Annotated in this window: 26 protein-coding genes; 16 read left to right on the top strand and 10 right to left on the bottom strand. The window is 43.2% G+C overall.

Annotation, left to right across the window (positions count from 1 at the left end; translation table 11 throughout):
• Positions 1 to 50: 50 nt before the first annotated feature.
• From ACSX1A_RS15235 to ACSX1A_RS15205, 7 genes are all read left to right on the top strand, one after another.
• Positions 51 to 1,049, top strand: coding sequence for a DUF6089 family protein (locus ACSX1A_RS15235; RefSeq protein WP_439880499.1), 999 nt, complete (start codon positions 51 to 53; stop codon positions 1,047 to 1,049).
• Between the two features lie 48 nt (positions 1,050 to 1,097).
• Positions 1,098 to 1,871, top strand: coding sequence for a DUF6089 family protein (locus tag ACSX1A_RS15230; protein ID WP_439880498.1), 774 nt, complete (start codon positions 1,098 to 1,100; stop codon positions 1,869 to 1,871).
• A gap of 60 nt (positions 1,872 to 1,931) precedes the next feature.
• A complete protein-coding gene (locus tag ACSX1A_RS15225) occupies positions 1,932 to 2,675 on the top strand; it encodes an isoprenyl transferase (RefSeq protein ID WP_439880497.1) in 744 nt (247 codons plus the stop codon).
• Positions 2,676 to 2,683: 8 nt separating this feature from the next.
• Positions 2,684 to 5,164 (top strand): outer membrane protein assembly factor BamA, encoded by a 2,481-nt coding sequence (gene bamA, locus ACSX1A_RS15220; RefSeq protein ID WP_439880496.1) that lies wholly within the window; start codon positions 2,684 to 2,686, stop codon positions 5,162 to 5,164.
• A gap of 14 nt (positions 5,165 to 5,178) precedes the next feature.
• Positions 5,179 to 5,838 carry an OmpH family outer membrane protein gene (locus ACSX1A_RS15215; protein WP_439880495.1) on the top strand — a complete coding sequence of 220 codons (660 nt, stop codon included), beginning with the start codon at positions 5,179 to 5,181 and terminating at the stop codon, positions 5,836 to 5,838.
• A gap of 29 nt (positions 5,839 to 5,867) precedes the next feature.
• Positions 5,868 to 6,479 carry an OmpH family outer membrane protein gene (locus ACSX1A_RS15210; protein ID WP_439880494.1) on the top strand — a complete coding sequence of 204 codons (612 nt, stop codon included), beginning with the start codon at positions 5,868 to 5,870 and terminating at the stop codon, positions 6,477 to 6,479.
• 88 nt (positions 6,480 to 6,567) lie between these two features.
• Positions 6,568 to 7,602 (top strand): RluA family pseudouridine synthase, encoded by a 1,035-nt coding sequence (locus ACSX1A_RS15205; RefSeq protein WP_439880493.1) that lies wholly within the window; start codon positions 6,568 to 6,570, stop codon positions 7,600 to 7,602.
• 141 nt (positions 7,603 to 7,743) lie between these two features.
• Here ACSX1A_RS15205 and ACSX1A_RS15200 read toward each other — a convergent pair whose 3' ends face one another.
• From ACSX1A_RS15200 to mazG, 9 genes are all read right to left on the bottom strand, one after another.
• Positions 7,744 to 9,345, bottom strand: a complete 1,602-nt coding sequence (locus ACSX1A_RS15200) for a tetratricopeptide repeat protein (RefSeq protein WP_439880492.1) — start codon at positions 9,343 to 9,345, stop codon at positions 7,744 to 7,746.
• A gap of 44 nt (positions 9,346 to 9,389) precedes the next feature.
• A complete protein-coding gene (locus ACSX1A_RS15195) occupies positions 9,390 to 10,331 on the bottom strand; it encodes a PstS family phosphate ABC transporter substrate-binding protein (protein WP_439880491.1) in 942 nt (313 codons plus the stop codon).
• Entirely contained in the window at positions 10,321 to 10,578 is a 258-nt protein-coding gene (locus tag ACSX1A_RS15190) for a hypothetical protein (RefSeq protein WP_439880490.1), read from the bottom strand. Before ACSX1A_RS15190 ends, ACSX1A_RS15195 begins: the two co-directional genes overlap by 11 nt.
• 117 nt (positions 10,579 to 10,695) lie before the next feature.
• On the bottom strand, positions 10,696 to 11,529 hold the full coding sequence (locus tag ACSX1A_RS15185; RefSeq protein WP_439880489.1) for an energy transducer TonB: 834 nt from the start codon (positions 11,527 to 11,529) through the stop codon (positions 10,696 to 10,698).
• A gap of 292 nt (positions 11,530 to 11,821) precedes the next feature.
• Positions 11,822 to 12,646 carry an energy transducer TonB gene (locus ACSX1A_RS15180; RefSeq protein ID WP_439880488.1) on the bottom strand — a complete coding sequence of 275 codons (825 nt, stop codon included), beginning with the start codon at positions 12,644 to 12,646 and terminating at the stop codon, positions 11,822 to 11,824.
• 2 nt (positions 12,647 to 12,648) lie between these two features.
• Positions 12,649 to 13,176 (bottom strand): ExbD/TolR family protein, encoded by a 528-nt coding sequence (locus tag ACSX1A_RS15175; RefSeq protein WP_439880487.1) that lies wholly within the window; start codon positions 13,174 to 13,176, stop codon positions 12,649 to 12,651.
• 14 nt (positions 13,177 to 13,190) lie between these two features.
• Positions 13,191 to 13,802, bottom strand: a complete 612-nt coding sequence (locus ACSX1A_RS15170; RefSeq protein ID WP_439880486.1) for an ExbD/TolR family protein — start codon at positions 13,800 to 13,802, stop codon at positions 13,191 to 13,193.
• Positions 13,803 to 13,820: 18 nt separating this feature from the next.
• Positions 13,821 to 14,693: a MotA/TolQ/ExbB proton channel family protein gene (locus ACSX1A_RS15165; RefSeq protein WP_439880485.1), complete on the bottom strand. Its 873-nt coding sequence runs from the start codon at positions 14,691 to 14,693 to the stop codon at positions 13,821 to 13,823.
• A 542-nt stretch (positions 14,694 to 15,235) separates the two neighbouring features.
• Positions 15,236 to 16,042 (bottom strand): nucleoside triphosphate pyrophosphohydrolase, encoded by an 807-nt coding sequence (mazG, locus tag ACSX1A_RS15160; protein ID WP_439880484.1) that lies wholly within the window; start codon positions 16,040 to 16,042, stop codon positions 15,236 to 15,238.
• Positions 16,043 to 16,224: 182 nt separating this feature from the next.
• Between mazG and glmM the strand changes: the two genes are divergently transcribed.
• The 4 genes from glmM (at position 16,225) to ACSX1A_RS15140 (ending at position 19,896) form a co-directional block, all read left to right on the top strand.
• A complete protein-coding gene (gene glmM, locus ACSX1A_RS15155; protein ID WP_439880483.1) occupies positions 16,225 to 17,616 on the top strand; it encodes a phosphoglucosamine mutase in 1,392 nt (463 codons plus the stop codon).
• A 136-nt stretch (positions 17,617 to 17,752) separates the two neighbouring features.
• Entirely contained in the window at positions 17,753 to 18,895 is a 1,143-nt protein-coding gene (locus ACSX1A_RS15150) for a cysteine desulfurase family protein (RefSeq protein ID WP_439880482.1), read from the top strand.
• Positions 18,896 to 18,975: 80 nt separating this feature from the next.
• Positions 18,976 to 19,557: a TIGR00730 family Rossman fold protein gene (locus tag ACSX1A_RS15145; RefSeq protein ID WP_439880481.1), complete on the top strand. Its 582-nt coding sequence runs from the start codon at positions 18,976 to 18,978 to the stop codon at positions 19,555 to 19,557.
• A gap of 12 nt (positions 19,558 to 19,569) precedes the next feature.
• The gene (locus tag ACSX1A_RS15140) at positions 19,570 to 19,896 is read left to right on the top strand and encodes a hypothetical protein (protein ID WP_439880480.1); all 327 of its coding nucleotides are present in this window, start codon (positions 19,570 to 19,572) and stop codon (positions 19,894 to 19,896) included.
• Here ACSX1A_RS15140 and hemH read toward each other — a convergent pair.
• Positions 19,841 to 20,869 (bottom strand): ferrochelatase, encoded by a 1,029-nt coding sequence (hemH, locus tag ACSX1A_RS15135; RefSeq protein WP_439880479.1) that lies wholly within the window; start codon positions 20,867 to 20,869, stop codon positions 19,841 to 19,843. The genes ACSX1A_RS15140 and hemH overlap by 56 nt on opposite strands.
• A gap of 246 nt (positions 20,870 to 21,115) precedes the next feature.
• Between hemH and era the strand changes: the two genes are divergently transcribed.
• The 5 genes from era (at position 21,116) to ACSX1A_RS15110 (ending at position 24,450) form a co-directional block, all read left to right on the top strand.
• Positions 21,116 to 22,003 carry a GTPase Era gene (era, locus tag ACSX1A_RS15130; RefSeq protein WP_439880478.1) on the top strand — a complete coding sequence of 296 codons (888 nt, stop codon included), beginning with the start codon at positions 21,116 to 21,118 and terminating at the stop codon, positions 22,001 to 22,003.
• Between the two features lie 69 nt (positions 22,004 to 22,072).
• The gene (gene der, locus ACSX1A_RS15125) at positions 22,073 to 23,386 is read left to right on the top strand and encodes a ribosome biogenesis GTPase Der (RefSeq protein WP_439880477.1); all 1,314 of its coding nucleotides are present in this window, start codon (positions 22,073 to 22,075) and stop codon (positions 23,384 to 23,386) included.
• 71 nt (positions 23,387 to 23,457) lie between these two features.
• Entirely contained in the window at positions 23,458 to 23,655 is a 198-nt protein-coding gene (locus ACSX1A_RS15120) for a hypothetical protein (protein ID WP_439880476.1), read from the top strand.
• A 212-nt stretch (positions 23,656 to 23,867) separates the two neighbouring features.
• On the top strand, positions 23,868 to 24,059 hold the full coding sequence (locus tag ACSX1A_RS15115) for a hypothetical protein (RefSeq protein WP_439880475.1): 192 nt from the start codon (positions 23,868 to 23,870) through the stop codon (positions 24,057 to 24,059).
• A 193-nt stretch (positions 24,060 to 24,252) separates the two neighbouring features.
• Positions 24,253 to 24,450, top strand: a complete 198-nt coding sequence (locus tag ACSX1A_RS15110) for a hypothetical protein (RefSeq protein ID WP_439880474.1) — start codon at positions 24,253 to 24,255, stop codon at positions 24,448 to 24,450.
• Positions 24,451 to 24,586 lie beyond the last annotated feature (136 nt).

The following is a 24,586-nucleotide window of genomic DNA, read 5'->3' as shown; positions in this document are numbered from 1 at the left end:
TTGGGAGTTTCTTGCTCTAAGAAACTCTGTTCTTCAGATTTGTTTTGTTTATGAGAAGTCTTTGTGCCCTGGGATTACTGCTTACCCTCACCATGACATTAGTTGTCACAGATGCGGAGGCGCAGCTGTTTACAATGAGGAAGCGGTACAGCTCTATCGGGCTTAGCTTAGGCGCTATGAACTATTTTGGGGATATAGTGCCGGAGCCGAACTTTACAAGTTTGCGTTTCAAGTCTACGCGCCCTAACGTAGGTATCAATTATACCCGCAGGTACAGGCCGCGCATATCCGGAAAAGTAGCTTTTCACTGGGGCCGCATTATGGGAGATGATATGCTGAGTGCCTCAGTAAACGAAGCAGAGAACATGGGGCGCTTTGGGCGTAACCTCTCCTTTAGGAATGATATTTCGGAGCTTAGCCTGATAGGCATTATTGATTTGTTTGAGAACCGTCAGACTTATCAACGCCGACCTGATTTTGCGCCATATATGTTTTTTGGGGTAGCTGTTTTTCATCATAACCCGAAAGCTTATTATGAGAATGGGTCCTTCCCGGGTATTACCCCTGATCAGGACATCCCTACAGGCTGGTATGAGTTGCAGCCATTAGGCACGGAAGGCCAGTACGCGGAAGGTGATTATCCGGAACCATATAAGAAAATAGGTATTTCAATTCCGTTTGGCCTGGGCGTAAGGTATAAACTGGACAGGAACTGGGACCTGAGCCTGGAACTGGGTTGGAGGAAAACATTCACTGATTACCTGGACGATTCCAGCACTGGTTATGCCTGGAAAAATGATATCCTAAACGGCGGAGGTAGTAATCCAAAAGCTGCTGCATTATTATCGGACCGTAGCGCCATGAGTGGCTTCGGAACAACACCTGACCCTAGCGGCACCCCGTATGCCATCATTACTTTCCCGGACGATTATGGAACGCCCGGCAACCAAAGAAGAGGGAACAGATCGGATGATGACTGGTACATCACAACCAGCCTAACCATCCATTATATTCTCAATCCGGGGGTTAGAACACCAAAGTTTAGATAATAGAAGAAGCAAAGCATCGTTATTCTCTAAACTCCGTTAGTAACCTACATGAATTTAAAAATATCTAGACAAGTACTCCTTGTTTGCCTTGTACAGCAGATAGGAGTTCTTTTTTTTACCCTTCCTGTTTTTGCGCAGTCCAGTCATGTTTCTACCAGTGAAATAGGTGTAGGTATTGGTGGAGCTAACTATAAAGGAGAGTTATCTCCTTCTTACCGTTTTCTGAACAACCAACCCGCGTTAACGGTGTTTTTCCGCAAGGACATCTCGCAGCCTATCACCCTGAGAGCAGGGCTCCTGTTCAGCCATCGCATTATTGATGATAATACCTTCAGTGATGAAGCGTTTGATCTTCCGTTGCCTAACTACCGCCAGGCTGAGGCAGCAGTGTCTTTAGCAGAACTGTCTTTAGTAGCAGAGTATAATTTTCTGGATTATTATGACCTGAGCCAGAAAACGCGCATTTCGCCATACTTTTTTGGTGGTGTTTCCGGGGTTCTCTATAATGTGAGGCTCTCCACACAAAATGAAAACCTTAGCACGCAGCTAAACAAGCCTTTTGAAACAAATGTGGCCATTGCCATTCCGTTTGGGGTAGGCGTAAAGTATGCCTTAAGTAAGCATTGGAACCTTGGGGCGGAGTTTGGGGCTCGAAAGCTTTTCACGGATCAGGTGGATAACCTGTTTGAAGTTGATGGCAAGACACTTGCCAACCCCTACGACAATGATTGGTTGTTTTATAACGGTTTAAGTATTTCTTATACCATTTACACAATTAAATGTCCCCCTCCTTATAAAAATAAGCCCGGTATTTTAGATTAGAAGATTAATCTTTCACAAATTTGTCTTGCTTTTAGTAACTTGCAAGGAAATTGTGTTTTAATGAATCTTAAAGAGAAAGTAGATTTAGACAATTTACCCAAACACATTGCCGTTATAATGGACGGGAATGGGCGCTGGGCAAAGCAAAGGGGTGGACTGCGCATATTTGGTCATCAAAGTGCCATTACGGCTGTGCGCGAGACAGTAGAGAGTGCGGCAGAGTTGGGGGTAGAATACTTAACCTTGTATGCTTTCTCTACAGAGAACTGGAAGAGGCCTGCCGTAGAAGTTTCTGCTCTGATGAAGCTGCTCGTTTCTACGATCAGGAAAGAAACAGCCACACTTAATAAAAATAATATCCGCTTACAGACTATAGGCAATACAGGAAGCTTACCAGCTTCTTGCCAAAAAGAATTGCAGGAGGCTATTGAACTTACCAAGCAGAACAGCCGCATGACGCTGGTGCTGGCGCTAAGTTATAGTGGCCGCTGGGATATTACCCAGGCAATGCAACGTATGGCGCATGAGGTGGGTCAGGGTAATATACAGGCAGATGCCATAAATGAGGCCACTGTAGAACAATTTTTGTCTACTGCAGGCATGCCAGACCCTGAGCTGTTGATACGTACCAGCGGCGAACAGCGGATAAGCAATTTCTTGCTGTGGCAGTTAGCATATACTGAATTATACATTACAGAGTTGCTTTGGCCTGATTTCAGGAAAGAGCACTTATATGAAGCAATCGTTTCTTACCAACGCCGTGAGCGTAGGTTCGGAAAAACCAGTGAACAACTAACCAAGTGAAAATATTAATGACAAGATGCATCTGGGTGCTTGTGTTTCTGTTTATTACAGGCACAGCTTCGTCTCAAATTCAAAATAACCCATCGCAGACCAGCCCCTTTAACTACGCACAGCCGCAACAGTATACCATTGCCGGCATAACTGTAAGCGGCGCGAATTTCCTGGATCCTACTGCCCTTGTTTCTGTTACAGGTTTAAAGGTTGGCGATGAGATAACCGTGCCCGGCGAAGATATCAGCCGTGCCATTAAAAAATTGTGGGACCAGGGCATCCTGGGTGATGTAGAGGTTTTTATCACTAAAGTTGAAGGCAGCCGCATCTGGTTAAACTTCAGCCTGAAGGAGCGTCCTCGACTGGCTGACTTTAGTTTTACCGGCATTAACAAAACGCAAGCTGACGCACTAAAGGATAAGGTGCCCTTGCAGAAAGGAAAGATCGTAACGGATGCCGTTCTGAACAGCACACGCAATGCCATTCGCAAGTATTATGCAGAGAAAAGCTATCTGAACGCGAAAGTAAACATCGTGCAGCGCCCTTCTACCAACCTGCCAAACAGTGTGGTGCTTGACATTGCAGTTGATAAAGGCAATAAAGTTAAGATCGGTGACATTGAGATTGTAGGCAACGAGGCTTTCACAGATAAGAAGTTACAGCGCCAGTTGAAGAAGACAAAAGAAAAGCGCTTCTACAAGATCTTTACTTCCTCCAAGTTTCAGAAAGATGAATACGAGAACGATAAGCAGCTCCTGTTGGATTTCTATAACTCAGAGGGTTATCGCGATGCAACAATAGTTTCGGACTCTGTATACAAAATCAGCGATGATAGATTGGGTATCAGAATAACTGTAGATGAAGGTAACCGCTACTACTACCGCAACATCACCTGGAAGGGTAACTACATTTATGATGATGCTTACCTGAGCAGGGTATTAGGTATTGAGAAAGGAGATGTTTACAACCAGCAGGAACTGGAGAAACGCCTCACTTATAACCCGACAGGAGGTATAGATGTATCCGCATTGTATCAAAATGATGGGTATTTATTCTCAAATATAGATCCGGTAGAAGTAGCCATTGTGGGTGACTCTATTGACCTTGAAATGCGTGTTACGGAAGGCCCGCAGGCTACAATCAATAAAGTAACAGTATCCGGTAACGATAAAACCAGTGACCATGTTATTCTGCGTGAGCTGCGCACACTGCCAGGGCAGAAGTATAGCCGCGACGACTTAATTCGCTCCAGAAACGAATTAGCCTCACTAGGATATTTTGATCCGGAGCAAATTGGACTTTCTCCTATCCCGAACCCAGTAGACGGTACGGTAGATATCAATTACAGCGTTGTTGAAAGACCTAACGACCAGATAAGCTTATCTGGTGGATGGGGAGGACCTATCGGTGCCGTTGGTACTGTAGGTTTAACATTAAACAACTTCTCTACACGCAAACTATTTAAGTTGTCTGAGTGGAGACCAATACCTAGCGGCGATGGTCAGCGATTGTCTCTTAACGTGCAGGCAAACGGAAAGTACTACCAGTCTTACTCGCTTTCTTTCACAGAACCCTGGTTAGGAGGTCGCAAGAGAAATTCATTTACGGTAAGTTTATTTAAAACAGTTAGAAGAATTCCTAACTCGGAACTGGACCAGCGCCTGAATGTAGATGGTGGTGCTATTAGCCTGGGCCGACGCCTGAACTGGCCGGATGACTACTTCTACATGAACCACTCCTTCTCTTACAACCGTTATGACCTAAGCAACTACCAGCTTTTCCCTGGTTTTGACAATGGTATCTCAAACAGTATCTCTTTTGTAAATACTGTGGGTCGTAGCAGCATAGACAATCCGACGTTCCCGCGCAGAGGGTCTGCCATCTCATTGAGTGTAAACCTTACGCCTCCTTACTCACTCCTGTCAGACAGAAAAGACCAGTTTGAGTACATCGAATTTAACAAGTGGATGTTTGATGCATCTTACTTTATAAACTTGGCAGGGAATTTGGTATTGAATACAAGAGCGCACTTTGGTTTCCTGGGCACGTATAGTTCTGATGAAGAAATCGGTCCTTTTGAACGATTTAAGCTTGGTGGTTCCGGCCTTGGAGGTGGCAACATCTTTGTAGGAACAGAATACATTGGCTTACGTGGCTACGACGATGAAAGTGTTGTAAACAATGATAATGCAACTTTACGCTCTGCCGGTGGTGTTGCTTATGATAAGTTTGTATTGGAAGCTCGTTACCTGATCTCTCCAAACCCGGCTGCCACTATATATGGCTTGGCGTTTTTGGAAGCAGGAAATAATTTTGGCTCTTATGAAAGATTTAGCCCGTTCAAGCTTTACCGCTCAACAGGTGTGGGAGCCAGAATATTTATGGCAGCATTTGGTATGCTAGGCTTTGACTATGGTTGGAGATTAGATACGTTACCAGGTGGTCAGAATGATAAAAGAGGCATGTTCCACTTTATCATAGGGCAGCAGATACGCTAACCTATTGAATTTGTATGAGAAAGTTTTTGTTCATCTTTTTAGCAGGCTTTTTGCTAGCGCATGTTTCGCAGGCACAGAAGTTTGGCTATATTGACTCAAATTATATTTTGAGCAAAATGCCTGCATATAACAAAGTGCAGCAGGAGATGGATAAATATGCCGATGCCTGGCAGAAGGAAATAGAAACACTTCAGCAAGGAGTCGACAAACTGAAGCAGGATTATAAAGCTGAGGAAGTTCTCCTGACTGAGGAGATGAAAAAAAAGCGACAGGCTGAAATAGCGAAGAAAGAAACTGAACTAAGAGATTATCAGCGTAAGATCTTCGGTTATGAAGGCATGATGTTTAAAAGACGGCAGGAGTTAATGCGCCCTATACAGGACGAAGTTTTCACTGCCGTAGAAAAAGTATCTAAGGCAAAAGGGCTACAGATCATGTTTGATAAATCCGGTGACCTGGTAATGATCTATACAAACCCGGTGCATGATTATACAGAGTATGTACTGGAAGAATTAGGATTAGCTTCTGATAAACAGAATACACCAGGTAGCAAACCTGCCAATACTACAATAGAAGATCCGAATAACCTGCCGGAAACAGAAGCAGGAGAGCAGCAACCAGAATCTCAGCCGGTAAAAACAAAACCGGCTCCTAAAAAGAAGTCAAAAAACTAAACCCTGAATATTACTTAACTTACCAACTAATGATGAACAAAATCAAAACCTTAGTAGTAGCGTTCTTACTTATCAGCTTTGCGTCTTTTGCACAAAGTAACGACCAGCCTCTAAAAATTGGTTATACTAACGTAGAGTATATTCTACTGCAATTGCCAGAAAGCAAGCAAATTGAGTCTGACCTTAAAACGCACAGCACTCAACTTGAGAACCAGCTCAAAAACAAGTACTCTGAGTATGAAACAAAGATGAAAGCTTATGAGCAAGGTGCTGCAACCATGGATAAAGTAGTGCGCGAAGACAAAGAGAGAGAGCTAATGAACCTGAATAATTCTATCCAGGAGTTCCAGCGTAATGCTCAGGCGTCTCTTCAGCAAAAAGAAAAATCTTTGGTTGATCCGGTAATCACTAAGATCGATAAAGCGATCAAAGAAGTAGCAAAAGAGAACGGCTATACTTACGTAATCAGCAACCAGGCATTGCTTGCAGGCCCTGAGGATGGTGATATCTCTCCACTTGTATTAAAGAAATTAGGTGTTGATCCGTCTAAAGTTCAGCAGACGCCAGAGCCAGCTGCCGCTAAGCCTGCCGCTACTCCAGCTAAAACACCAGCTTCTACCAGCAAGAAGAAGAAGAACTAAAAAAGCTTAAAATTTATTTAAGGGGAAAGCCGATGTATCTACTTCGGCTTTCTTTTTGTTTATAATACACGTTAATCGTATAGTACCTGTGGTTGATTATATAGATCAGGAAGAAACATCAGAAGATTCAGATGAACTCTACGAGCACCATAGAATAGTGGTGGATAGCAGGCAGTCGTTGTTGCGCATCGATAAGTTCCTGATGGATCGCCTGCCGAACGTTACGCGCAACAAGCTTCAGGGAGCCATTAAATCGGAGGCTGTACAGGTTAACCAAAAGCCAGTTAAGGTAAGCTATAAGGTTAAGCCCCACGATGTAATTACCATAACGTTGGCGGAGCCTCCGCGCGACACAGATATTCATCCGGAGAATATTCCGTTGGATATCTTGTATGAAGATGAGGAGTTGCTGTTGGTTAATAAAACAGCAGGTATGGTAGTGCATCCAGCCTATAACAACTGGAACGGTACTCTTGTAAATGCACTGGTATACCACCTTCAAAACCTGCCAACCACCCGCAACGGGGAGGGTAGGCCAGGCCTTGTGCATCGAATCGATAAAGACACATCTGGCTTATTGGTAATCGCTAAAACTGATTACAGTATGGCTTACCTGGCTAAGCAGTTTTTTGATCACTCAATTGAGCGAACCTATTACGCTTTGGTATGGGGTGATGTTAAAGATGATGCCGGTACGATAACAGGCCATGTTGGGCGCAGTGCTAAAGACAGAAAGGTAATGACAGTATACCCGGAAGGTGATTACGGGAAACATGCTGTTACGCATTATAAAGTGTTACGACGTTTTAAATACGTTACGCTGGTGCAGTGTAACCTTGAAACAGGTAGAACACACCAGATCAGGGCACATATGAAGTACATTGGTCACCCGCTATTCTCTGATACAACGTATGGTGGAGATAAGATTTTGGCAGGCTCTCCCGTAGGGTCTTATAAATCCTTTGTGGAAAATGCCTTCAAGCTCATGCCTAGACAGGCTTTACATGCAAAGTCGTTAGGCTTCATTCATCCGCTGAGCAAAGAATTTATTCAGTTTGAGACGGAACTTCCGGAAGATTTCAGGGCAGCACTTGAAAAGTGGAGCCTGTATGAAGATCAATGATCAAATAGGTAAGGCAGCCTTACGAATATAAATCTGGTATACATGAGTTATGTAACGGAGTATAAAAACAACTCACATAAGTAAAAACAAAAAAGCCTGCTCACTGAGCAGGCTTTTTTGTTTTTACTTATGTGAAGTTAATTACTTCTTCTTTTTAGTAGACTTATTGATTTCTGTTAATGCTGCTTCCGCTTGAGGGTTAGTAGGATCAAGAGCTTTAACACGCTGGTAGTGCTTTATAGCCAGATCTCTGTTGCCTTGCAGGTAGTTATAATAACCCAGGTAAGTATTGGCTTCTATAAGCTCTTTTTTATACTTGTCGGGCTCGCTATCAGCTTGCTTGATAAACTCCTCATACATTCCTTTTGCTAAACCTTTTTCAGTTTCCGGATCCTGGCTTGCTTGTGCTCGTGCTCTCCAGATATAACCATACGCATAAGTTGGGTTAGTTTCTGTGATCTTAGCATAAGTCTCATCCGCTTTCTTAAAGTCACCGGCCATCATGTAGGCATTACCAATATGGAAATAGTCAGTGTTTGATGCGCCAAGCTTCTCCTGCTTCAGGTTATAGATACCAATAGCCTTGTCATACTGCTGCTCACGTGCATATGCGTTTGCAAGGTCATAATACAGGTCAGCGTTTGTAGAGTCCTTTTGAATGGCGATCTCTAAGTTCTCAATAGCCTTTTTCGGCTGATTGTTTTTACTATAGATCTTACCAAAGTATGCGTAGTCTTCTGCGATCAGCTTATTCTTATCAACATTTTTAAGATAAGTATTCATCGCTTCCATGGCTTTCTCAGGTTTACCTAATTCAAGGTAAGAGTAGGCACGTAAACGGTTCATTACCGTATTGCCTGGCTCCTGCTGCAACACCTGATCTACCTCCTTCAATGCCTGCTCATAATTCTTAGTCAGGAATAGGAATGAAGCATACTTAGCACGTGTTTCAGGAGTTTTCTCGGCCATGTCTACATACTTCTGGAAAGTAGACAGCGCTCTGTCGTACTGACCGGCAAAGTAGTATAGTTCGCCCAGATCACGGTAAGCAGGAGCATAATTAGGATCAATTTCTATAGCCTTCTTAAAAGCTTCTTCTGCCTCGTTATAGTTACGTGAGCTAGTATAAAGCTGACCTCTTCTTAAGTACGCTTTAGCATAGCGATCATCCAATTGGATAGCTCTGTCGTAATTTGTCATCGCCTCGCCACCTTTTTTCAAAGAAAGGTAAGCATCACCTAAGATAAGGTTAGCAGCAGCATTGTTTTTATCACGTTCAAGGGCTTTTTTAAGGTAATCAATACCCTTGTTGATCTCTTGTTCAGTAGCGTTCGGAGCGTTAACATACGCATCTCCGATCATTGTAAGAACATAAGAGTCTTTTTTACCCCGGCCTTTTAAAGCCTGGTCAAAATTTTCTTCTGCTTTAGCCTTATCACCTTTTTCGAGTGCAACCTTACCTAAACCTACATAATTGATATAGGATTTCTTGTTCTGAGCTATACCTTGATTGAAATAGTATGCTGCAGAATCAAGTTTCTCAGTTTTCAGGTAAATGTCACCCATTGCAAAATAGGCATTATCGGCATCCTTACCACTTAACTGAGACTTGTAAATATTTTTAGCTTCTTCATAGCGCTCTAGATCAACGGCTCTTTGTCCAGCACCACCAGTTTGTGCAAAAGCTGCTGTAGCAGGGAAGGCTGCCGCCATCAGAACTATATACTTCCAGTTATTCGTCATTGTATTTAAGTTTAGTTGTTTTAGTTTGAAAAATGCAGAATTCGTTAGTTGCTTAGTCCCACAACACGCACTGGCATTGTGGCAGGCACTAACCCAGACTTAAGAATAATACGCTGGCCTTTGTCACCTGCAACATATGATGCAAATCCTGTGCCAAGCCCTGAACGGCCTTCAGTACTAATGATATATAGGTAACGACGCAATGGGTACACACCCTGCGCGATATAAGCCTGGTAGGGCTGGTAATAGTCATCTGTCGTTAATGGATTAGAGTCCTGACTAAGCGCTAGTACTTTTATTCTTTTTTGAAAATTCACAGCAGTTGAGTCATCAAAATCGCTTATCCAGTTTACCCCGATAACACCGATGGCATTCTCGTTTTTCTCCACATAATCAATCAGGGCCTTATGCGATTCGGCGGCAAAGGTATTTTGGGGAAGCTTCCCGTCAGTTATTAATGAATCACGTACATAACGTGCCGTGCTGGAATTATTGTTATCAAAAACAATCGTTATGTCTCCTAGTTTAGAATCTTCATCCAGGTCGCTCCATTTTTTTGCCTGACCGCTAAATATCTTCTTCAATTCATCAACTGTCAGTAAGGTGTCCTTGTTGTTCCTGTTCACGATGAGGGCAATGGCATCAATCGCGATCTTTGTTGAACGGGGGATTATCTTTTTCTTATCAAAGACAGCTTTTTCACTTGGCGTTAATTCTCTTGATAACACCGCTACTTTGGTGCTATCATTAAGCAGGTCCTTCACAACATCGCCTTCAGGCTTGTATCCGGCATTTATATCAGCATACTTATAGATACCCTCAAATGTATCAACTTCACTTTCTATGATTGGCTGAAAAGACTCATCAACACTGATGTTAATTTTACCTGTTGTAGGCGTGTCCAGCTGTGTTTTAGGATCACCTCCGCAGGAGAACTGAACGATCAGAGCTGCACTAGCTAAAATGCTGAATATGTTACTTTTCATTCTCATTGTTTTTAGACCGTTTGTTTAGTTGGTATACTCTAATGAATCTGGCTGCACCATATAATATCAATATACCGCCTAATACCATCCTTACCTCTTTAGAAAGATTAAGGTTCAACTGGCTATTGTCAATAAAGATCAGAAACACCCCAAGAGCTACATAAAGTAAAGTCATCAATAAGGTGAAGATGCGCACAAATTTTTGTACGGCATTTCCTGTTTCATTTTCTCTTCTTGGTCTGAGCATTCTGCGACAGCTTAGCTATAATTTATTGTTTAACCCTTAAAAATAGCGTTTGTGCTTTAAAAAAGAAAGCAGAAGCAAACAAAACCAATGTTTGCTTCTGCTTTTATACGTTTCTCACTATTTCAGGCTGAATCGAATAGGTAAAGTATACCGGACCGGTACTTTACGGCTATTTTGTTTTCCCGGTTTCCAGTCCGGCATATTTCTTACTACACGTAGTGCTTCTTCGTCTGTTCCGGAGCCCAAACCTTTTATTACTTCCACGTCTCTGATCTTTCCTGTTTCTGATACAATAAAACTCACTACCACAAGCCCTTCTATACCTTGTCGCTGGGCCATGGCCGGATAATTGATTTTCTTGCTCAGATACTGCAGCATAGCTTTTTCTCCGCCTATAAATTCAGGCATTTCTTCCACAATAATAAAGATCTCCGGTTCATTTTTTGCACTGCCATCTCCTAAACCTGCAGGAGGAGCATCAACTATTTTAATGTCAGGAATTGTAGGGGGTGTCCCTTCAATTTTCTGTGTGCCAAAGTTAGCTTCTTTCAGATCTTCCTGGTTAGCAAGTTCTCTTGTCTCCACTTTCGCATCATCTGGTACCACTTTGGTTTCAGCGTATACCTCTGTTTTCACTTGTTGCTTTTTTGCTGCCACAACCTGTTCCTCTATTTTTGGTTTATCAGGTAATGGCGGTATAACTATAACATCGGTTATTACCCGATCATCAGTTTCAATAATTGGTAACTGGCTTTTATCTGTGCTGGCAAAGAACATGTTTTTTATCAGCGGTGTGGCAAGCACTGAACTGAAGACAACTATAGCAATAAACAATGCTGCTATTACGTGCTTCTCATACTTCTGCCTTAATTCGAAGGCACCATATACCTTGTTTCTGTCTTTGAATACAACTTCGTTAAAAGTGGCGCTTAAATAATAGTTCTTGTTCATGATCCCGGATTTAGAGGTTAGATTAATTTTATTTTGCGTTATCAACAGGAGCAGTGTGCTGTGTTTTCTCCTGATGTTCTTAAGCAATTTTACGCCTCTGAATTCCCTAAATCCTTTCTTTTCCGGATCTGAGGACTATCAAATCCGGATTTGAACACTCTTTTATTATTAGTGTCTCTTTTGATTATGTATCACCTGGCTGTTCTACTTTTAGCTTTGTTAGTTTAAAAGGTATAAAACAGAAAAGGCCAGCTATTGCAGCTGGCCTTTTCTGTTTTATGTACTGAAGTACTTATTTGATCGTGAATCGTACTGGTAAAGTGTAACGAACAGGTACTGTTCTACCGTTCTGCTTACCTGGTGTCCACTTAGGCATTGTTTTCACAACACGCATAGCTTCTTCATCTGTACCGGCTCCTAGATTTTTGATTACCTGAATCTCAGATATCTCACCTGTTTTACCTACTACGAATGAAAGAACAACCAGACCTTCTACACCTGCACGCTGTGCTGCGGCTGGGTATCGGATGTTTTTAGCCAGATACTTTAGCATTTCAGTTTCACCACCTGGGAAAGATGGCATCTGCTCTACGTATGTATAAGGCTTCTCCTCTACAGCTTCAGCAACTACATTGCTTGTTCCATCGATATCACCAAGGTCAAGTGGTGCGTTTTTCACACCCTCCACTGTTTTGGTACCAGCGTCAATTTCTTCTAGTACTTCAACATCCGGAATCTCTTCCTCTTCCACTACTTCATTGTCACGCTTTACTACCGGCGGAGTGTATTTAACACTTGCACGCACTGGCGGTGGCGGTGGCGGAAGATCTGGTGGCGGCGGCGGCGGCGGTGGCGTAGCCTCATCAATTGGAGGTGGCTGGGCCAGTTCTACTTCCGTTACAATTCGCTCTACCACTTGCGCCTCTTCTTCACCTGCTATCAATTTTTGAATCAGCGGAATGCTGATAAAAATAAAGAATAACACTGTGGCGATGACAGCGGCCTTAATGATATGCTTGTTGTAAAGTCTGCGAAGTAGGTAGGCACCGTATGCTTTGTTTCGTCCTGCAAAGACGATATCATCAAGCGATGCTTTTGATAACTTACTTGCGTCCATATCTATTGTCCGGTTTTTTGCTGAATAAGTTGTTTGTCGTTGTCTGTGATTTCAACAAGAGCAAACTTCTTCGTATCAGTGATTTTTAACTCATCTAAAATGTCAACAACATTCTTGTAACGTGACTCTTCCATAGGCTTTATCATCACAGTCATTTTTTCATTTGACTTTATACGTGGTGATAAAAGAACCTTACGAATACCACTAGCCGAATAATCAGACTCAATTACTTCCGGGTTTTCAGCTGGATCGCCTAGACCGAAATAGTAATAGAGCTTATCATCCTCGCCTAGAATTATTGTCATGGCGTTACTTGCTTTAAGCGCTATTTGCTCTTCTTCTGTTTCAGGTTTCACAGGCATGTTAATTTCCATGGTCTGTGGTTTACTGAACGTAGTGGTAAGCATGAAGAATGTAAGCAAAAGGAAAGCAAGGTCTACCATAGGAGTCATGTCCAGGTGAGTGGACATCTTCTTGGCTCTTTTTTTCCCGCCTTTACCGGAGTCGCCTTTTTCTTGTATCTCTGCCATTTCTAGTCTCTCGATTAAAGGTTTTGCGGTTTATTTTCCATGTCAGTGATCAGGTTAAATCTGTTCACTTTTCTGTCCTGCAGGGTTTGAATAACCTTCTGAATCGTTTCGTAGCTCACGTCTGAGTCACCTTTGATGGCAATAACCACTTTAGGGTTTGAAAGACGTGTTTGAAGTACCCAGTCAGATAACTCATTGTTAGTAGAGTCAATCGGAATACCTGGGGCACTTTTATCAAACTTCTTACGATCGTCACTGCTTAAAGCCAGATAAGACTTAAGCCTGTTCATCGGAACGCCGAAGTTAGGAATTAACGAAAACGTTTCCGTTTCTGCTGGGCTGAAGCTAACACCGTACTTGCCTGCCATCTTGTTGAGAAGTGCTTCCTTTGTTTGCTTGCCATCAACTCCAAAGAATACCCGGTTGCTCTTGTCAACCGTTATAGTAATTACGTTGGATTCAGGAAGTTTGATTTCTGAAATAGACGATGGCGTATCTACGATCACCGCTTCTTCAGGAGCAAACTTTGTTGTTAGCATAAAGAAAGTAACCAGCAAGAAGGCCAAGTCCACCATCGGTGTCATATCCAATGAAGGTTTGGTTCTTTTTACTTTTACTTTAGGCATTTTCTTGTGTTAAATTGATTAAACAGTTTGTGGTCTTACTGGAGCACCAGTTGTTTCGTGCTGAGCAGCGAAAGTAGAGATAATGCTGAAACCAGCCTCATCAATGCTGTAAGTAAGCTCATCGATCTTGCTTGTAAAGTAGTTGTAAGCGATAATAGCAAGAGCAGAACCTGTAATACCAAGAGCTGTGTTAATCAAGGCTTCAGAGATACCGTTAGAAAGGGCGGTAGCATCCGGAGTACCTGCAGCTGCAAGAGCCGAGAACGCTTTGATCATACCAAGTACTGTACCGATCAAACCAACAAGCGTAGAGATAGAAGCAATAGTAGAGATAACTACCAGGTTCTTCTCAAGCATTGGAAGCTCCAGTGCAGTAGACTCTTCAATTTCCTTTTGGATAGCAGCAATTTTCTCAGCTTTTAAAAGCTCTGGCTCATTCTGCATCTCCTTGTATTTAAGAAGACCTGATTTTACCACGTTAGCTACTGAACCTTTTTGTGCATCACAAGCAGCAATTGCACCGTTGATGTCACGCTGGTTTAATTTAGCAGATATAGCACGAACGAATGCAGGAACACTTTTAGAGCCTTTTGCTTTGCTGATAGTTAACACACGCTCAATAGCGAAGATAAATACCATCAGTACAAGAGACATCAAAACAGGTACTACATAACCACCTTTATATACAATTCCCAAATAGTTTCCAGGAAGTGGGTGGTTTTCGTTGCTTCCGCCTTCGAAGTTTGCTGGATTACCAAGTACGAAGATATAAATCAGAATACATACCAGAATTGCCAACGGAATCACGATAGAAGCAAATACTGAGCCACCAGTGCTGGCCTTAGTTTCTACATTAGCATTTTTGCTTACTACTGCAGTCTTTTTTTCCATTTTCTTAAAGTTTAAAGTTTAGCTGTTTGTGTTGTAATTTATTTGTTTGTGTAATTCTTAATGCAATTATTTTGCTTTTAGTTCTTTGAAGAATTCGCAATTTCTGTATTTTCTGCAATTATCATATAGTACGGCGAGGAAAATTTTAAAAACATTTTTAACGATATTTAATCGACCTTGTTATTTTCCAAATTTTTAACGCTATTGTTTTTTGAAAATTCTGCGCCTCTACAAATCTAAATAATTTAATTACTTATCCAAAGTTAAAACGCTAAATGGCATTTTAACATCTGTGCCTTACTTGTTTGTCCACTACCTTTAAAAGGTAGCAGGATTCGCCTTTGCCAATCCATGACAAGTTTAACCAGTAGGAGGTAGTTTACTTATATCTGCATGTTAGCAGATAGTAAGTTAGAAGGCTGAAGGTAAAAATTCTAATTATTATCTATTTAATAAAACGCTATAAATCGATATAGGGTCAGGTTTTTTTAAAAAAGTGCTATAAATATAGTGAATGAGTATTAATGTTGTACGCACGCAGATTATTTTTTTGCTTTATTCCAGTAATAGTCCATTTCTTCCAAGCTCATATCCTGTAGTTGTTTGCCATTTTTAGCCGCTTCGGTTTCGATATACTGAAAGCGTGATATGAACTTAAGGTTAGTCCTTTCCAAAGCTTCCTCGGGATTGATGTCGATGAAACGGGCAAAATTTATTAGTGAAAACAGCACATCTCCAAACTCCGCGGTAGCTTTCTCTCTGTCTATCAGGGTTGTATCTTTTACATTAAACTCAGATTCAAACTCATTTAGTTCCTCCTGCACCTTTTTCCATACCTCTGATTTATCATCCCAGTCAAACCCGGCGCCCCTGGCTTTCTCTTGAATGCGCATAGCCTTTACAAGTGCAGGCAGCGAAGAAGGTACTCCTCCCAGCACTGATTTATTGCCTTCTTTGAGTTTTAGCCTCTCCCAGTTTTGCTTTACTTCCTCCTCGGTATTTGCTGTGGCGGCGCCGTATATGTGCGGGTGCCGGAAGATCAGTTTCTCGCACTCTCCATTTAAAACGTCAGCAATGTCGAACGCTTTTAATTCAGAGCCGATCTTGGCATAAAAGACCATGTGCAGCATCAGGTCGCCGATCTCCTTTTTGATCTCCTGCAAATCATTCTTCATGATAGCATCAGAGAGTTCGTACGTTTCCTCTATGGTAAGGTGCCGAAGGCTCTCAAGTGTTTGCTTGCGGTCCCAGGGGCATTTCTCGCGCAAGTCATCCATAATGTCCAGCAATCGGTTAAATGCCTGAAGTTGTCTGCCACGCGGGCTATCGTCAAAGTTCATAGTAGTCATAAGTATTACAGGAGCAAATATACGTAAAGCAGGCGTAAGGTGCTTCAGAATGCACAGTGTAACAGGTAGAAAGCCTTAGGCCGATTCTTTATTTTCGGGATTATTTCTAAATCTATTGATAAGTTATACTTCTTAAAGTATAACTAAATGATTACTTTTGCCCAAGTAAAAACATACGAAAAGTGGCTTTAATAAAATCAATTTCTGGAATACGTGGTACGATAGGCGGACGGGCTGGTGAAGCACTCACACCTGTTGATGTGGTGAAGTTCTCCGCTGCTTTCGGAACATGGGTATTAAAAACAACTGGTAACAACACAATCATTGTTGGCCGCGATGCGCGCATCTCTGGCGAGATGGTTAATAAACTGGTTTGCGCAACCTTGCAAGGGTTAGGCATTAATGTGATAGACGTAGGACTGTCAACAACTCCTACTGTGGAGATGGTAGTGCCGGCTAAGAAAGCAGGCGGCGGCATTATCCTGACAGCCAGTCATAACCCGAAACAGTGGAACGCACTAAAGCTTTTGAACCAAAATGGAGAGTTTATCTCTGATGAGGAAGGAAAGCTGGTGCTGGAGATAGCAGAGAAAGAAGCATTCGAATTTGCTCAGGTAAACGACCTTGGCAAGTATAAAACATCCGATACCGCTATTAAGAAGCACATCAAGGCGATACTTGATCTGCCATTAGTTGATGTGGCGGCTATCAAAGCAAAAAACTTTAGCGTAGCAATTGACTGTGTCAACTCAACTGGAGGAATAGCCGTGCCGATGCTTTTGGAAGCACTCGGCGTGAAGAAGGTAGAGAAGCTGTTCTGTGAGCCAGATGGCCATTTTCCGCACAACCCTGAACCACTGCCTGAGAATCTGCGTGAGATTTCTAAAGTGATTGAGAAGGGCAAGTTTGACCTGGGCATTGTGGTTGACCCTGATGTGGATCGCCTGGCCCTGGTAAATGAAGACGGCAGTATGTTCGGGGAAGAGTATACACTGGTAGCTGTGGCCGATTATGTTCTTAAAAACAAGACAGGAAATACAGTGTCTAACCTTTCCTCAACCAGGGCACTACGTGATGTGACCGAGAAGGCAGGCGGCGAGTATTTTGCTGCTGCAGTAGGCGAGGTGAATGTAGTGAACATGATGAAAGCCCAAAATGCCGTGATCGGTGGAGAGGGCAACGGAGGTATCATTTATCCGGAGCTACACTATGGCCGCGATGCTTTAGTGGGAATCGCTTTGTTTCTTTCGCATTTGGCTAAGTCTGACATAAGCATGACGCGCCTGCGCTCTTCTTACCCTAATTACTACATTTCTAAAAACAAGATAGAGCTTACGCCGGATGTAAACGTAGATGAGGTGCTGCGCCAGATGCAGGAGCGCTACGCGAAGCAGCCTATAAACACTATTGATGGTGTTAAGATCGAGTTTGATAAGGAGTGGGTACACCTGCGCAAGTCAAATACAGAGCCTATAATTCGTATTTATGCCGAGTCTGATAGCAATGCTACAGCGGAGCATTTGGCCAATAAAATCATTGCTGACATCAAGGAAGTTATTTCTGTAAAAGCCTGATGTGCTGTTGTTGTAAAATAATATAAAAAGGCAATTTTAGTTGCGCCAGAGGAGGAAATGAGCCTTTTTCTCTCTTGGCGCAACTTTTTTTTATACTTTAGCAGTTCCTAGAGAAGTGAATCCAAACTCAGATACTATGCGTGTTTATTTAGATAATGCTGCCACCACCCCTCTGGACAAGGAGGTGTTTGATGCCATGGCTCCTTTTATGCTGGAGCACTTCGGTAACCCATCTTCCATTCATTCACATGGCCGCGAGGTGAGGTCGGCTATCGAAAAAGCGCGCAGAACAGTAGCCGGATTATTGAACACATCCCCAGCCGAGATCTTTTTTACTTCTGGGGGTACTGAGGCCGATAATGCCGCTATCCGATGCACCTGCCGTACCCACGGTATAAAGCATGCTATTTCTTCCAGGCTAGAGCATCATGCCGTGCTGCACACTATGGAGTTGCTCGAGAAGGAGGAAGGGGTGCAGGTGTCCTACCTGCGTCATGATGAACGTGGTAACTTAGACCTGGCGCACCTGGAAGAGTTGTTAGCCAGCAAGCCCAAAACATTAGTGTCTGTGATGCATGCTAATAACGAGCTGGGTAACCTGAATAATATTGAGGAAATTGGAGAGATCTGCAAAAAGTATGATGCGATCTTTCATTCCGATACAGTGCAGACTATGGGGCACTACAAGCACGACCTTCAGCAGTTAAGCACAAGTTTTATTGTTGGGTCCGCGCATAAGTTTCATGGTCCGAAAGGAGTCGGCTTCTTGTATTGCGATGCGAATGTTAAAATTCAGCCGCTGATCCAGGGAGGTGCACAGGAACGTAACATGCGTGGTGGTACGGAAAATGTGTACGGTATCATCGGTTTGGCCAAAGCTCTTGAAATTGCATACCGCGACATGGAGGAGCACCATGCATACATTCAAAGCCTGAAAGACCGCATGATACATAAGCTGCGGGAACAGATGGAGGGTGTAAGTTTCAACGGAATGTCCGAAGTTAGTGATAAGAGCCTTTATACCGTGCTCAATGTCAATCTGCCAGCTTCTGACATAAATGAGATGCTATTGTTTAGCCTGGATATTAACAAAATTTCTGCTTCAGGAGGGAGTGCCTGTAGTAGTGGTGCCAATGCAGGCTCACACGTACTTCGTGCGTTAAATATTGATCCGGCACGCGGTTCAGTGCGTTTCTCGTTCAGCAAGTACAATACGTCGGAAGAGGTGGATTATGTGGCGGAAACACTGGCCAAAATGTATAAGAAACAACTCGCTTAAAATCTAGCGAGCTATTCCTGAATTGGGGCTCCGGCATACGTGCTGGAGCCTTTTTTTTACGTTATAAAAAACTTTAAAGAATGAAGAGTATTGGTGTTTTCTGTGGTGCCAACACCGGGGCAAATGAAGTATACCAGCAAGCCGCATCCAGGCTGGGGCATTTAATGGCGCAACAGCAGGTTGCACTGGTCTATGGTGGCGGCAATGTAGGCCTGATGGGTACCATTGCGGATGCAGTTTTAGCAGCAGGAGGCCAGGCTGTAGGTGTAATACCGCAGAGCCTGGTAGATAGGGAAGTTGCACACATGGCCCTGACAGAACTACATGTAGTCCAGACAATGCACGAGAGAAAGGCCATGATGGCTGCCCGTTCCGATGCTTTTGTCGCTATGCCCGGTGGCTTCGGGACTTTCGATGAGATATGTGAGATCATTACCTGGAATCAGTTGGGTATCATCAGAAAACCGGTTGCTTTTTTAAATGTAAACGGGTTCTATGACAGGTTGCTGGATATGGTGGATCACTGCGTGGCCGAAGGTTTTATCAAAGCAGACCAGCGCGACAACCTGATTGTGGAAAATGATCCGGAACTGCTGTTGCAGAAAATTAGAAACTTCGCCGATTTAACTTCGGACTACTGGGTGGATTTTAAAAGAATATAATGACACCAGAGCATGTCCCTGTCTGGTGTTCAAGCGCAGGATGCTTTTTCAATAGGGCTGGCTGGTTTATCTGCAGGCCCGTACCTGGAGTTCAGGAAAGAAGAAGGTGCTGTAGTAGGTGTGAAAACGGATTACTGGCTTAACTACTTCGCAGGCATTAACTACAGGTACAGGTACGATAACGGGACTAACCAAAAAGCAGAAGCCCGTGAGTATATCTCCCGGGCTTCTGCTTTTGTTTGGAACAGTAGTACCTTAAAAGGTAATGCTGCTGTTGCTATAATTAGTTTTTCAGGATCATCTCCTTTACAGCCTCCACCCACTGTGGGTTTGAGTTAAGGCTTTCTACCAGCTGCCATTTCTCGCCGCCGGCATTAATAAACATCTCCTTGAATTCCTCTCCAACTTCTATGGTCGTCTCGAGGCAGTCGGCCACAAAGGCAGGGCTATAAGCAAGCACTTTCTTAATTCCTTTGGCAGGCAGGTCTTTCAGCACAAAGTCTGTGTAAGGCTGTAGCCACGGATCTCTGCCCAGTCTGGATTGGAACGAAACGGTATATTGGTCTTCGCGCAGGCCAAGCTCAGCTGCCAACAATCTGGAGGTGGCAAAGCACGCGGCTCGGTAGCAGTATTTATTCCGCTTGTTATACGTATTGCAGCACGCCCCTAATTTACAGTAGCCATGGTCACTGCCTTTCAGGATATGACGCTCAGGCAGGCCGTGGTAGCTGAAAACTACGAAGTCATAGTCATCCTGGGCCATGTGCTGCTTGCCCAACGCTGCGAAAGCTTTTATAAAGCCTGGATCATCGCAGAAGGATGAGATGAAATTGATGTTTGGTATGATCCACCAATCTTTCACAATCTCCATAACCTTATCCTGCACAGATCCTGTAGAGGCTGAGGCATATTGCGGGAACAAGGGCAGTACAATAATCCTATCCACACTTTGCTCTCTTAATTCTTCCAGAGCGCTCTTTATGCTTGGGCTCTGGTAACGCATGCCAAAAGCAACATGATAGTCGCTTCCAAGCGCTTTTTGCAGTTTTTCCTGCAAATCGCGGCCATGGTACAACAGCGGGGAACCGCGCTCTGTCCATAGCTCTTTGTAGACTTTCGCCGATTTAGGTGCCCTGAAAGGAGCAATTACGCCATTGATCAGAGCATACCGTGCAATAGCAGGTATGTCAATCACGCGTTTGTCCAGCAGGAACTCTCGCAGGTACTTTCTTACGTCAGGGGTGTTCGGAGTATCAGGTGTGCCGAGATTTACTAGCAGCACGCCAATTTTACCAGAGGCTTTCTTGCTCATGTAAAGTATAAATGCTTATCTGTTGCAAAGGTACAAACTATAAAACTTTCTTTTTAATGAGAATTGTCATTGTCCGGAGTTGCGGGGACGCTAGTGAAAGCAAGAAGTATGGCAAAATGTTCAACTCAATTTGCCGCCGTTTCCAGATCATAGAGATTTATTCTATCATTCTGTGAATCAATTATTCAGCTATTGGGGTGGCGTCTCGTAAAAAAGAAGTAATTTTGCAACCTTAAATTTTAGAGTATGGCCGAAACAACGCATAAAGCTGGTTTTGTAAGTATAGTGGGTAAACCAAACGTGGGTAAATCTACCTTGATGAATGCCTTGGTAGGGGAGAAGCTGTCTATAATTACATCTAAAGCGCAAACTACGCGGCACCGCATCATGGGTATTCTGAACGGAGATGACTTTCAGATTGTCTATTCTGATACCCCGGGCATTATTAAGCCTCAGTATGCGCTACACGAATCGATGATGAGTTTTGTGCGCACCTCTCTTGAAGATGCAGACGTTATCTTGTTTGTTACAGATATCTATGAAAAGCACGATGAGGATGATGTGATCAAACGACTCCAGTATGCTGAGGTGCCGATTTTGCTGCTGATCAACAAAATAGACCAGGCAACAGAAGAGGAGTTAAACGAGAAGGTCGCGTATTGGCAGGAAAAAATGCAGCCGACTGAAATTCTCCCGATTTCTGCCCTGCACAACTTTGGGCTGGAGCATCTGTTCGAGCGTTTGCTACATTACTTGCCACAGCATCCGCCGTTCTATCCAAAAGATGAACTGACTGATAAGCCGGAGCGTTTCTTTGTTTCGGAAATTATCCGGGAGAAGATCCTGCTTAACTATAAAAAGGAAATCCCCTACAGCTGCGAAGTAGTGGTAGAGGAGTTTAAAGAGGAGGAGGACATCATCCGCATACGGGCCGAGATCAGTGTGGAGCGGCGCAGCCAGAAAGGCATTGTGATCGGTAACAAAGGAGAAGCGCTTAAAAAAGTAGGCACTCAGGCCCGTGTGGACATGGAGAAGTTTTTCCAGAAAAAAGTATTTCTTGATTTGTATGTGCGCGTGAACGAAAACTGGCGAACAGACCAAAAACTGCTTAGGCGTTTTGGTTACAGCGAGTAAGTAGGCGCATTGCATAAAGCTTCGGAGCAAGGTGCTCCGGGGGCACTTTAACTATTTTATTTTATTTCGATGTCATCAAACATCATTGCAATTGTAGGCCGCCCAAACGTAGGCAAGTCTACACTTTTTAACCGCCTTATTGGCAGACGTATGGCCATCATGGACAACGAGAGCGGTGTAACCCGCGACCGTAGCTATGGCCATGGAGACTGGACAGGCAAATATTACACCGTGATAGACACAGGTGGTTATGTGCATGGCTCCGAAGATATTTTTGAAGAGGAAATTAACAAGCAGGTAGAGTTGGCTATTAAAGAAGCTGATGTTATTCTGTTTATGGTGGACGTAGATGCGGGTTTAACAGGCCTGGACGAGGAGTTTGCCAATGTGTTGCGTCGAACACACAAGCCTATTTATGTAGTGGCGAATAAAGCCGACACAAATGCGCGGATGCACCAGATGGGTGAATTCTACTCTTTAGGTGTAGGTAAGGAGATCTTTCCTGTTTCATCGCAAAGCGGTTCCGGCACAGGAGAATTACTTGATGCTGTAGTTAGCCACTTTGAAGACGCAGGCGTAGAGGACCCGGATGCAGGCATTCCGAGGCTTGCTGTGTTAGGTCGCCCGAACGTAGGTAAGTCATCATTTGTGAACTTGCTGCTTGGCGAAGAACGAAACATTGTAACGGACATTGCCGGTACTACCCGCGATGCAATTCACTCGCGTTACAATGCCTATGGCAAAGAGTTTATAATTGTGGATACGGCGGGATTGCGTCGTAAAAGCAAGGTTAGCGAGGACATTGAGTTTTATTCGGTGATGCGCTCTGTGCGTGCCCTGGAAGATGCTGACGTGTGTATTGTTATTCTGGATGCTACACGTGGTATCGAAGCGCAGGATGTAAACATAATTGCTCTGGCTGAGAAGAACCGCAAAGGAATTGTGATCCTGGTAAACAAATGGGATCTGGTAGAGAAAGACACGCATACAACCAAGCAATTTGAAGAAGAGATTCTGAGCCGGATTGCCCCTATAAAGTATGTACCTGTCATCTTTACATCAGTGCTTACAAAACAGCGTATTCATAAGGCTGTGGAAAAAGCGATGGAAGTATATGATAACAAAACGCAAAAAATCCCGACTTCTAAGCTAAATGACTTGCTGTTGCCGGAGATTGACCGTTATCCGCCGCCAGCTATCAAGGGTAAGTTTGTAAAGATAAAGTATGTAACGCAGCTACCTACACACAATCCAACCTTTGCCTTTTTCTGCAACTTGCCGCAGTATATTAAGGAGCCCTACACCCGCTACCTGGAAAACCAGATCAGGAAACACTTCGGATTTGAGGGTGTTCCAATCAAGGTTCTGTTTAAAAAGAAATAGTTTTGAAAAATATTTGGAGGCGCAGATATAGTAGTATATTTGCGCCTTCATTTTACAAACATCAAAACAATATGAAAAAGGTATTTGGTTTACTTTTCGTTGCTGGTCTTTTCGCTTTTGCATCTTGCAACAACACTGAAGAAGCGGCTACTGAAACTGAAGTTACAGAAGAAACTGTAGTTGAAGAAACTCCTGTTGTAGAAGATTCTACTGCACTTGAGGCTGATACAACTGTTGTTCCAGTTGATTCTGCTGCTGCTACTCTTTAATTAGCTACGAAGAAACCTGCTGGCTTAGGCTGGCAAACATAAAAGGCACCTCACAAGGGTGCCTTTTATGTTTTTATATTTTTTTTAAACTATATTCTAATAATGGCGTATTCGTTCTCAGGCTCACCAGAGATGTTTGGTGAGGCAAAGCTGCTTGAGACGGAGCTGATTTGATGCGTAATTACCTGAAATTAACTTTAAAAGATAGAATTATGAAAAGATTAATGTACGCTTTTGCTCTTACAAGCTTAATGGGCTTCAGTGCCTGTGATTCTCCAGCTGAAGAAAGAGCTGAAGATAGAGAAGAAGCTGTAGAAGAAATGGAAGATGAAGCGGAAGATCGTGCCGACGAAATGGAAGACATGGAGGAGGAAATGGACGACACTACAGCTGTGATCGAATAGATTTCAATAAATGCTCAAAAGCAGGCCGGGAGTAGTTTCGGCCTGTTTTTATTTATAGCTCAGTCATACACTTCATAATGCGATTCTTAACCTTGTTAACTTGGTAACCGTTTGTATGGGTAAAAATTTTATGGAGCGTGTGAAATGGCTAAATGTAAAATAAGAATATATGTTTAACTAAAATTATAGATACATGAAAAAGTTAATGTTTATGATGTTCGCTGCCAGTATTTTCACATTAGGATCTTGTAACTCTCCGGCTGATGAGGCAGAGGATGTTGCAGATGAAGTTGAAGATGTGGCAGAAGAAAAGCAAGAACTAAACGAAGAAGTTCAGGAATATAACGAGGAAGTAGCTGAAGATATGGATACTACTACTGTTGTTGAATAAGGTTAGATTAACTCCTTAGTATACTTATGAGTTTCTTGCGCACCTGGTTATCAGGGCTGGATCTAGTTATCGCATGCCTATTTAGCAGGGGAGCAGCAGGGGTAAACACATAGGAAAACAAAGGGTACTAACTTTC

The organism is Pontibacter sp. MBLB2868 (assembly GCF_051904785.1).
GTDB lineage: Bacteria > Bacteroidota > Bacteroidia > Cytophagales > Hymenobacteraceae > Pontibacter.
Note: the sequence above shows the minus strand (reverse complement) of the source record. Positions and strands in the feature narration are given on the sequence as shown.